At 40.1% G+C, this 9,761-nt stretch carries 10 protein-coding genes and 3 pseudogenes; 4 read left to right on the forward strand and 9 right to left on the reverse strand.

Going from position 1 to position 9,761, the window contains the following annotated elements; translation table 11 throughout:
• Nucleotides 1–396 precede the first annotated feature (396 nt).
• Nucleotides 397–660, forward strand: coding sequence for a type II toxin-antitoxin system prevent-host-death family antitoxin (locus tag B5F53_RS18880; RefSeq protein ID WP_087226957.1), 264 nt, complete (start codon nucleotides 397–399; stop codon nucleotides 658–660).
• Nucleotides 657–989, forward strand: coding sequence for a type II toxin-antitoxin system RelE/ParE family toxin (locus B5F53_RS18885; protein WP_087226959.1), 333 nt, complete (start codon nucleotides 657–659; stop codon nucleotides 987–989). The genes B5F53_RS18880 and B5F53_RS18885 overlap by 4 nt, the downstream gene beginning before the upstream one ends.
• 31 nt (nucleotides 990–1,020) lie before the next feature.
• Here B5F53_RS18885 and B5F53_RS20475 read toward each other — a convergent pair whose 3' ends face one another.
• The 4 genes and pseudogenes from B5F53_RS20475 to rhuM (B5F53_RS18900) all read right to left on the reverse strand — a co-directional run.
• Entirely contained in the window at nucleotides 1,021–1,179 is a 159-nt protein-coding gene (locus tag B5F53_RS20475; protein ID WP_242970373.1) for a hypothetical protein, read from the reverse strand.
• The gene (locus tag B5F53_RS20480) at nucleotides 1,161–1,529 is read right to left on the reverse strand and encodes a DNA topoisomerase (RefSeq protein WP_330396246.1); all 369 of its coding nucleotides are present in this window, start codon (nucleotides 1,527–1,529) and stop codon (nucleotides 1,161–1,163) included. The genes B5F53_RS20475 and B5F53_RS20480 overlap by 19 nt, the downstream gene beginning before the upstream one ends.
• Nucleotides 1,530–1,636: 107 nt before the next feature.
• A pseudogene (locus B5F53_RS18895) lies at nucleotides 1,637–1,948 on the reverse strand (23S rRNA (uracil-5-)-methyltransferase RumA); the annotation flags it as partial.
• An 89-nt stretch (nucleotides 1,949–2,037) separates the two neighbouring features.
• A pseudogene (gene rhuM / locus B5F53_RS18900) lies at nucleotides 2,038–2,292 on the reverse strand (RhuM family protein); the annotation flags it as partial.
• Nucleotides 2,293–2,498: 206 nt separating this feature from the next.
• Between rhuM (B5F53_RS18900) and istA the strand changes: the two are divergent.
• Together istA and B5F53_RS18910 are read left to right on the forward strand one after the other, a co-directional pair.
• Nucleotides 2,499–4,058 (forward strand): IS21 family transposase, encoded by a 1,560-nt coding sequence (gene istA / locus B5F53_RS18905; protein ID WP_087226961.1) that lies wholly within the window; start codon nucleotides 2,499–2,501, stop codon nucleotides 4,056–4,058.
• A gap of 6 nt (nucleotides 4,059–4,064) precedes the next feature.
• Complete coding sequence (locus tag B5F53_RS18910; RefSeq protein WP_087226963.1) at nucleotides 4,065–4,841, forward strand: ATP-binding protein; 777 nt, start codon at nucleotides 4,065–4,067, stop codon at nucleotides 4,839–4,841.
• Nucleotides 4,842–4,958: 117 nt separating this feature from the next.
• Here the strand turns inward: B5F53_RS18910 and rhuM (B5F53_RS20895) are convergent.
• The 5 genes and pseudogenes from rhuM (B5F53_RS20895) to B5F53_RS18935 form a co-directional block, all read right to left on the reverse strand.
• A pseudogene (gene rhuM / locus B5F53_RS20895) lies at nucleotides 4,959–5,326 on the reverse strand (RhuM family protein); the annotation flags it as partial.
• Nucleotides 5,322–5,612 carry a hypothetical protein gene (locus tag B5F53_RS18920; RefSeq protein WP_330396247.1) on the reverse strand — a complete coding sequence of 97 codons (291 nt, stop codon included), beginning with the start codon at nucleotides 5,610–5,612 and terminating at the stop codon, nucleotides 5,322–5,324. The pseudogene rhuM (B5F53_RS20895) and the gene B5F53_RS18920, both read right to left, overlap by 5 nt.
• A 525-nt stretch (nucleotides 5,613–6,137) precedes the next feature.
• The gene (locus B5F53_RS18925) at nucleotides 6,138–6,608 is read right to left on the reverse strand and encodes a RipA family octameric membrane protein (RefSeq protein WP_087226965.1); all 471 of its coding nucleotides are present in this window, start codon (nucleotides 6,606–6,608) and stop codon (nucleotides 6,138–6,140) included.
• A gap of 6 nt (nucleotides 6,609–6,614) precedes the next feature.
• Nucleotides 6,615–8,141, reverse strand: a complete 1,527-nt coding sequence (locus B5F53_RS18930) for a type IV secretory system conjugative DNA transfer family protein (RefSeq protein WP_087226967.1) — start codon at nucleotides 8,139–8,141, stop codon at nucleotides 6,615–6,617.
• 134 nt (nucleotides 8,142–8,275) lie between these two features.
• On the reverse strand, nucleotides 8,276–9,761 hold a 1,486-nt coding region (locus tag B5F53_RS18935), incomplete at its 5' end, for a tetratricopeptide repeat protein (protein ID WP_204246967.1).

Below are 9,761 nucleotides of genomic sequence, written 5' to 3' on the forward strand. Positions count from 1 at the left end.
CAGCTCCCTTCTTTCCCCTCGATGTGGAAATCCGTGGTGTCAAAGGAAATGAGCGCACTGGATGAGCCTGTGCGGATGAACCCGGCAATTACAGCAAACCCGTCTTTTTCCACATAGTAGGTGCGTGGAGTAAAAGGGTGCAAGAGAATGGATAGCGTTACAGCCGGCAAGCTGTATCCAGATACCGCATCCAGTCCCTAGGGGAACTGCCGGCCTCTTTTGTCGCTTCCCTTGCCAGGAAACGAATGTCATTGATTTTGCCATGTAAATCCTCCTGTTACATTTTTCATTATGGTTCATCATAAGTTTTTGGCTGCATCCTGTATAAAGTCCGGTTTCCGCCTTTACAATATAAAGAAATTCAGTTATAATTTCTTTATAAAGGAGGTGCTAAGTATGCCAACAATCCGTTCAAGCGCAGATTTACGCAACAGTTACAACGAAATATCCACCTTTTGTCACAAATACTCGGAGCCTGTTTTTATTACCAAGAACGGGAAGGGTGACCTTGCCGTTATGAGCATTGAGGCATATGAACAGCTTGCGGGCCGCTGTGAGCTTTACAGCCTGATCCAGGAGGGCATGGATGACCTTGCCGCCGGAAAGACCCGTCCGTTTTCCGAAGCCATGGCAGACATCCGGAGCCGCCGGGAACGATGAGTTACCGACTGCACATCACAGGCACTGCCGAAAAGGATTTGACCCAGGCCGCCGACTATATTGAATTTGTCCTGAAAAACCCTTCCGCTGCAGATGCGCTCTTAGAGGAAGCAGACCGCAAGATCAATGCCTTGCTGCCCTTCCCGAAAGAACATCCCCTGGTGGATGACAAGCTGCTTGCATCCTGGGGCATCCGGTTCGTACAGGTAAAAAATTATCTTGCCTTTTACGTTGTTTTCGAAATGGAAGAACAGATCACCGTTGTCCGTTTTCTCTATGCGAAAAGCAACTGGCTGTCCATCCTCAAATTAGGATTTTCCCTGATTTAAAGCGTCCCTCCCCATCGGCACGGGGAGGGATTTATGCTTTCTTTCCCTTTTTCTTAGGAAATTCCAGGCTGAAGTTTGCTCTCCCATCAGATACATCCAACAAAAGATAAGCGGCAAACGTCCGCCCTTTCTTCTGCGAATACAAATCCGGTACATAAGTGCGCCCGTCCTTTAACAGCTCCGCTGCCATCTCTTCCCCTCATACACGGGATTTCCACAGACTGGGCAGGTGCCCACGCTCTCCCGTGGATGGAAACGGCTCTGTTCCTCCGCCGACAGCTCCCCACACTCTAAGAGCATCCGGTCGATCAGCTCCACAATGCCCTCCAGAAACGCCCCGCTTTCAAGCTGTCCTTTTTCGATGGAAAGCAGGCGGTTCTCCCATTCCGCCGTCATAGCGGCGGACTTTAAGTATTCCGGGAGGACGGCGATCAACTCCGCCCCGTCCTTTGTGGGAAGAATCTGTTTCCCCTTGCGGCTGGCATATCCGGAGGATACCAGTTTTTCAATGATGGATGCCCTGGTTATCCCTGGGGTGATATTTGTTCTCCTTCATTCAAAAAACCTATCTTAAAATAATTTTCAAACAACACAAAAGCTGAACAAGACAGTAAATTTCTGTACATGTTCAGCTTTTGTTATATGAATTAAATCATTGCAAAATATTTCAGAGCAGACCGGATAGCATCCTCTTTCTCTTTCGGGCATTGTGGAACTCTTGTATTTACTGATCTGGGAAGATTATAATTTTCTCCCACTTCAAGTCCACATTTACGTTTTACTTGAGAAATATATAAATTGGAAACCTTCAAACCGAATTCGTTCAGCACATACTCTTTGATTTCCTGATAGGTTGCTTTCAACTCAGCACTGGTAGCATCCAATTCATCCAAATCCAGATCGATCTCTATGGTGTCATCTGGTTTTAGTTGGGACAAAAGAACAACCGTCTCAACATGAGTATCTTTGTCCAAACTTATATGTACACTGTTTTCCCCTCCAAATATCTCTTTGGCTTTTTCATTTATGTGAGAGCATATTTTCTCTATCAGTTATTACCATTTTTCTTCACTGTGCTGTGAAGATTTTTAATACTTTCCAAATACTCTTCTTCAACTGGAGACAAATTATGTGCTTGGTACTTTCTATACTCTTTTGTCGCTTTCTCGATTGCCTGTGCATGACTAATTGTCCCTGCCCCTTGCAATACTTTTTCACCTGTAGTTCTTAAAACATTATCCAGATGCTCCACGTAATCTGCCATATACATAGGATTATGACACATAGCCTGAATTTCCGCAAAATCAAAGTAATCAACACTTGTTGAGTATTCCGGGCGATTTTACACCCCTGTTCTGGAGATTGGAAACCGACGTTCCGATATGAAGGAAACCGTGATTCCGCTTTAATGGAAACCCATATTCCAGAGCCATGGAAACCTCAGCTTCTTTCCTTAAAATGTATTTATACGTCACTTGACGTAAATACATTTTAAGGAGGTCAGCTGTTATGACCAAATATCGTGAGATTATCAGACTTGCCAGTCTGAATCTCAGTCAAACAAACATCGCACTTAGCTGCGGTGTGTCTAAGAAAACGGTCAATAAGGTTTTAAAAGCTGCAAGAGAAAAAGGAATCTCATGGCCGCTTAATCCAAACCAGACCGACGCAGTGATTGAGCAACTGCTGTTTCCGAAAAAGAACAGTCCTGAGTCTCAATCAAACAGGCGCATGCCTGATTATACACATATCCGCAAGGAACTTCTCCGTAATGGAGTAAACAAGAAACTCCTCTGGACAGAATACCTGGAGGAATGCCGTCTTTCCGGCGATGAGCCGCTTATGTATTCACAGTTCTGCTATTACATCCAACAGGATGAGCAGAAGCGCCGTGCCACCATGCATATCAACCGCAAACCTGCAGAACAGGTTGAGGTTGACTGGGCCGGAGATCCGGCACATATCATCGATCCGGATACTGGCGAAATCCTGGATGCCCACATCTTCGTAGGAGTGATGACTTACAGCCAGTATCCATATGTGGAAGCATTCATGGATGAAAAGCAGCCGTCATGGATTGCTGCACATGTCCACATGTATGAGTACTTTGGCGGTGTCGCCAAGATCCTGGTGCCAGATAACTGCCGGACTGCTGTGGATCACAACAAAGGTTGGAAGGATCAGCGAATTAATGCGGTCTATCAGGAAATGGCAGAGCACTATGGCACTGCAATTATTCCAGCCCGTGTTCGGACCCCTCGGGACAAAGCAAATGTTGAGGGCAGTGTAGGCAACATTTCTACTTGGATTACTGCAGCCCTGCGTAATGAGCAGTTCTTCTCACTTAGTGAGTTAAACCATGCAATCCGTCAAAAGCTGGAAGTTTTCAGCCACCGCCCCTTCCAAAAGAAAGAGGGCAGCCGGTACGAAATCTTCCGCGACGAAGAACTGCCACTTCTGGCACCTTTACCTGCCACCCCATATGAACTGGCGGAATGGAAACAAGCCACCGTTCAGTTCAATTATCACATATCCTTTGCCGGAATGCTATACTCAGTTCCTTATGAATATATAAAACGCAAAGTTGATGTACGGGTTACAGATAAAACGATTGAGATTTTTTACAATCATAATCGGATTGCGTCCCACCGCCGTCTTTATGGCCGTAAAGGACAATACAGTACGGTTACGGAACATATGCCGGAGTCCCACCAACAGTATCTGGAATGGAACGGTGACCGTTTTCGCAAATGGGCGGATCGGATCGGCTCCAATACCTGTCAGGTAGTAGACGCAATTCTTACCTCCAAGCGTGTAGAACAACAATCCTACCGCAGCTGTATGGCGCTTTTAAAACTGGCCGACAAATATTCGGTTGACCGTTTGGAAGCCGCCTGCCGGAAAGCGCTCTCTTTTACGGCTGCTCCCAGTTATAAGAGTATCAAGAACATCCTTGATACCGGGAGCGACCTGATGGAGGTACCGGACAAAACGGCAACAGGCAGCCATACAGAATCGGCAAAGAGCAGCCATGCACTTACAAGAGGCGCAGATTACTACAGGAGGTAAGGAACCATGACCACACAAAGCACGATAGATAAACTCATTGAAATGCGCCTGACATCTATGTCGGATGCATTTCGTACTCAGCTGGAAGATCCCAAAATGAAGGAGATCCCTTTCGAGGACCGCTTCGGGATGCTGGTGGATATCGAATACAGCAACCGCAAGAGCAACAGCCTGAAACGTCTGATCCGTAATGCCGGATTTGACCAGCCGGATGCATACATTGGCGATATTAACTATACTTCCGGGCGCAAGCTGAACCGTTCTTTGATTGAGCGGCTTGCAACCTGTGAATACATCACAGAACACAGGAATCTTTTTATTACCGGAGCTACTGGGAGCGGTAAGACCTATCTGGCATGTGCATTTGGGATGGAAGCCTGCAAACAGCGCTACAAGACGAAGTATGTTCGCCTTCCGGAGCTGCTCCTGGAACTGGAGATGGCTCGTAATGACGCCACATACAAAAAGGTCCAGGGGAAATACGCCAACCCGGTTTTGCTGATCATTGATGAATGGCTTCTGCTGAAGCCCACAGAATCTGAACAGCATGACATTCTGGAGCTTCTTCACAGGAGGCGCCGGAAATCATCTACCATCTTCTGTTCCCAATATGATTCCAATGGCTGGTATGATCAGCTTGGTGGCGATGATAGTCCCCTCTCAGAAGCGATCCTGGACCGCATCAAGCATGATGCATATAAGATCAACATTGTCCCGACAGATCCGGCGAATTACAGATCCATGCGGGAAGTATATGGATTAGATCCAGCTTTAAGCGAGTAAACTCGCAGATGACACTCAATTAAGTGAGGTATCCCTGTTCTGGAACAGCGGTTTCCTGCCGCCGGATTAGCGGTATCCGTTCCTCCGGAACAGCGGTACTCTCGCACAAGAATATGCACTTGTTGCATACAAATCAAGCACCTGACGATACATAACCTTCTCAGAGGAACGAATATCACGTATACGGTCTAATAACTCTTTCCAGTAATTACCACCACCCAGATTTTTCAGCCGTTCATCGTCCATTGTAAAGCCTGTTATCATATACTCTTTAAGGTGTTCGGTAGCCCAACGGCGAAAATTTGTAGCAATTTTAGATTCACCCTATATCCAAGAGAAATAATCATATCAAGATTATAGTGGATTATATTATATTTTTTCCCATCAACCGCAGTTGTTCGGAATTTCCGAACAACTGTATCTTCCTCCAGTTCTTCCTCTTCGAAAATGTGCTTAATATGCTCGCTGATATTAGATTTGCTAGTTTATCATTCCAAAATGTTCTAGTGCATCTTCAATCGCTTTTTCCTTCTCCTCCGGACATCTTGGCCGTTTTGCATACTCTTTAATCTCCTCATAAGTCTCCTTACTCTCTGCCACTGTCAAATCCATCTCACTCATTTCCAATTCCACTTCTATATTCTGTCTTGTATGAAGTTTGGAAAGCAATACTACGCACTCAACATGGCTCGATTGCTCCACATTGATGTCAAATTCTGCCCGTCTGTAAACGGGATTGGCCAAAGAGCATTTTTGCTCGAAAATCGCCATTTTCACGACCGCGCTCGTTAAAGGAAACAGGTCAACACCCTCGGCTCTACTTATTATATGCAATTCGGGTAAATAGGCCATTGCTTCAAGGCTTTGCTTGATGGGAACAAGTCTGAAATCCCATCGTCTCAACCCTGATACCGGAAGTGATACTTTCCTTTTCTGCGGGCTTTCTCCTTAATTGATAAATCCAGGCAGCAAAGCCAGCATTTTTTGAGCGACTATATCAGTTAGCTTTTTATTTTGGCACATCATATATATCACCACCGTTAATTTTATTTCCTCACCAGGAGGCAGGCATTTTCGCAATGGCACGAGAGGATAGAAAGTACGTCATTTGCCGGGCGGTTCGTCCGACTTAATCCACTTTTCTATGTATTAACATAGAAAAACGTTTTAAAATATCTTTTTTATTATCTTTAGTCATATTTTATGATCCGTTTTATTATCCATTAACTCACAGTATTTAAATATAGTATCTAGAGAATACTGCCAATTGAAGTAAACCTAATATAATCAACTATTTCACAAACAATTTTCTACCATTGCATAGATAAGCAATATTACATAAAGTATACTTACCATTGCGGGAAGAATTGCTTCTAAATATGATACAGGATAATACAATTTTTTATTCTTTCCACGCCCCAATTTATTCCACTCCTCTTTATATGGTGCAACAGGCAACAGTTCCTCTAATTCATGAATTACTCTATATTTTCCAGAGTTTAGCCTCTTGTAACTATTTATCAAATCATACCAAACCAAAGCTAAGATGAACCCTATCAAAGAAACCATACACAAAATCAAATAGCTATTATCACGAAAAAATGTAGTTATAGTAATCAAGAATGTATTTATTGAAATAAAAAAAGTATTTGTAGTCACTCTTCGGTGACTAATTCTATCAGCCATTTCTACATACAATTTATACTGCTCGAGAATATGATTTTTATAATTAGGTCCATAGTCATCTTCTGTATAATTCGCTTTCAACTATATTCACTCTCCTCGAAATAATTCTTTGATTGATATATCTCTAAAATTGCTAAATTTTTTCTTATGCGAAGATGTGCGCATCATATCTAATTTTTTCCAATTTTCCCTATTAATAGTGTCATACCCATCATATTTGTTAATATCATACAATCTTGTAAGAAAAGGGTACAGACGTCTACATAAAAGTAATGCCTCACCCTCCTCTTTTTTTAAATGCTGTAACCTAGACACTGAATATAAATAATGTTTTCCATCTATAGTTCCGCATAATGATTCTAATTCTTTCAAAAGTGATAACTCTCTACTTGTTAAAAAAATCCAGTTATTACAATTAGACTTAATGGTATCAGCGTCATCTCTATATTTTTGAAATAATTGACTTTGACTTTGAATAACAATATTAAAACGAATATTTCGACTCCTTGCCGCTGAAATCATAGCTGGAAAATCATTGATTGCAGGCAAAGACGCAAATTCATCTAATAAGTAATTAATTCTTGTACTGAAACTTTTTTTCTCTAGTTGCTGAGCCTGATAAATTAAATATTCATAGCTTTGCTTAATAAAAAGAGAAACCAATTTATGATACGTTGTTTTTTCATCTGGCATGATAACATAAAGTGCATTTTTTTTATTTAATGCTCCGAAATTTTTCAAAGAAAAATCGCTACAAGACATCATGGCAGTTAAGTTTTCTTGTAGCATAAACATTCTCATTTTTTGATCAAATGTTGACAAAATTGAAGGTTGTGTTTTACTTAATGGTGCAGTAACCGTTCCCATTAAGCTTACAGCTATTAGAGAATTCTTCTGATTTTCCTTTTTCCAAAACAAACTACTAGCTATCGCATTATTTATAAATTGTTTATTACGTAATTTAAAAATTGTCGAAACATTTACATCAGAATCCGAAAAGGAATCAGCTTCTTTATGAGAATCATAGTCAACCATTCCCTCTTTTTTAGATTTATTTTTACATAAGTCAAACATCATTAAAATAAGTCCAAATAATAAATCAGCTGCACTATGATCCCAGAATGGATCACTTATTGAAACAGAATCCAACATAATATTATTTACAATATCATTAACAAATTCATAGGAACGATCAAAATTTCCTTCTTTGTAGAAAGTATATGGTATATCAAATGGGTTCCAACAATTACCTAGTGAAGGGTCTCGAAAATTAATAGCAATAATTGTATATCCTCGACATTTTAAATCATAAGCTGTTCTCTCATATAATTCTGCTTTTGGATCAATCACAATCATATTTTCACCAGCAAGCCCTAACAAACGCACTGTTGGCATTATTATTAATCGCGTTTTTTTAGAACCGGTTGATCCAAATATAATTGTATGTGAGTCTTCACAATCTGTATAAACTTTATCCGCAACACATAAAAGTGGAATCCCGGCAGCAGTTTCATGACTGCGAATATTCATACAAGCGTTAATTTCTATTGGGTTTCCTAATGCTTGTTGAACATTTTCTATTTTTTCCTCTCTGGAATCGAATTGTTCTACCATAACTTATTTTCATCTCGCATTCTTTTAAAATATTACTTTGTCCAATTTATTGCATCACTTTTACACGAAATAAATATGTTTAAATACAATATTTATAGTATTAGTCTTCATAGAAAACGAATAATAGATTCACGTTATGATTCAGTCAAATGATTAAAAATTCTTTCTATTTCTTCATTTGCATATCCAGGATCAGACATTGCTTGAATCTTTTTATCAATAGTATCAACGATTGAAAAGTCGAGACTCTCTCGTACCTTATCCATCTGCTTTTTATAATTATCTTGTCTCCACTGCTCAGCTCCTAAATTTTCACGATAGAAGTCCAACGCTTCTTTTGCTGCTTTCGTTTTGAATTTTTTTGTCAGGTAACTTATAATATTTTGTTGATCTATGTCATCACAATTATCACAAATCATAGCTTTATATAAAAGAGGTATTAAATATTTTTCATAAGGCCGCAAAGCAATTCCCATATTGTCGAAACAAAGGTTTCCGTCTTCATTAATTCCTGTTGGTATATATTCATATTCGACTATAGCATTAACTAAACTGATATACCGTTCTGCTTCGTTCGGTTCTTGTTCGACTAAAAACTCACGTAAATAATATCCAACTTCTTTTTTGCCGACTTTATAGCAAGTATTTGAAAGTAAAGCAAAAGTCCGTTCGGAAGGATCTTTTTGACACGCTTCAATAAATAATTCCACAGCTCTTTTATAATGACCTTGTTCCATTTCAGCGACCCCCATATTTCTTGAAATCAAGGCCTGACACCTGGGATCTTCCAACTCTATATTTTTTTCCATATCCTCTGTAATACTATATAATCTGCGATAATTATCCGTTCCGATATATGCATTGAAAAGTGAAATAAGTCTATCCAGTGTAAAAGGACGTTCTTGGCTCTTATCAGTAAAATGGGCTTTATCATCTTGCTCAATTTCAATATAATAGTATCTCTCGCTATATTCAACCGCACGCATTCGCAACTGAGGAGATTCAGACTTACAATATAAATCAATTAAAGCAAATCTAATGTCATCATCATTTGGATATCTCTGTAAAGCACATTCTAGTATTTTTTGGGCATATGGAATCATGTTCCTATTTTCGCATAATTGTGCTATTTCACGAAAACTACGAGCATCAATAAACTGGCTCTCATTTATCTTCTCCAAAGTCTTTATAAAATGTTCAGTATCTTTTTCTTCCTGCTTCCCCTTTTCTTTATCTATATCTGTTTCAATTTGCCCCACTTTTTGTAATTTTTTTAAAATCTCACTGCCATATAGCTCTTGCTCCCGCTTTACCGATTCAAAATCAATCTTATAATCACCTTTATTAACTAATGCTTGTTTCTCTTTTTGTTTATATTCTTCCAAGTCTTGCTTCAATTTAGCAATTTCATCATCCTTCATTAAAATCTGATCAGAATCTGCTCCTGTTCGCTCCCAATAATCCTTCATATTTGGTATATGATGAAAAATTGGGCTATCATACGCTGAACTAGAGAGAGAAGATTTTATTTCGCTGATTAAACGTAAGTAGGTAATCATCCGTATCTTCAAATCCCTTCCATCATTTGATAAGATGTTCTCAAATGATGGAGGTGATACC

This window comes from Blautia sp. An249, assembly GCF_002159835.1.
Lineage (GTDB): Bacteria > Bacillota > Clostridia > Lachnospirales > Lachnospiraceae > Blautia_A > Blautia_A avistercoris.

Excerpts from the sequence above, each read along its gene's own strand:
- B5F53_RS20475 (WP_242970373.1), bottom strand. The coding sequence starts at position 1,179 with ATGGCAGCGGAGCTGTTAAAGGACGGGCGCACTTATGTACCGGATTTG.
- istA (WP_087226961.1), top strand. The coding sequence starts at position 2,499 with ATGACCAAATATCGTGAGATTATCAGACTTGCCAGTCTGAATCTCAGT.
- B5F53_RS18920 (WP_330396247.1), bottom strand. The coding sequence starts at position 5,612 with ATGGCGATTTTCGAGCAAAAATGCTCTTTGGCCAATCCCGTTTACAGA.
- B5F53_RS18885 (WP_087226959.1), top strand. The coding sequence starts at position 657 with ATGAGTTACCGACTGCACATCACAGGCACTGCCGAAAAGGATTTGACC.
- B5F53_RS18930 (WP_087226967.1), bottom strand. The coding sequence starts at position 8,141 with ATGGTAGAACAATTCGATTCCAGAGAGGAAAAAATAGAAAATGTTCAA.
- B5F53_RS18910 (WP_087226963.1), top strand. The coding sequence starts at position 4,065 with ATGACCACACAAAGCACGATAGATAAACTCATTGAAATGCGCCTGACA.
- B5F53_RS18880 (WP_087226957.1), top strand. The coding sequence starts at position 397 with ATGCCAACAATCCGTTCAAGCGCAGATTTACGCAACAGTTACAACGAA.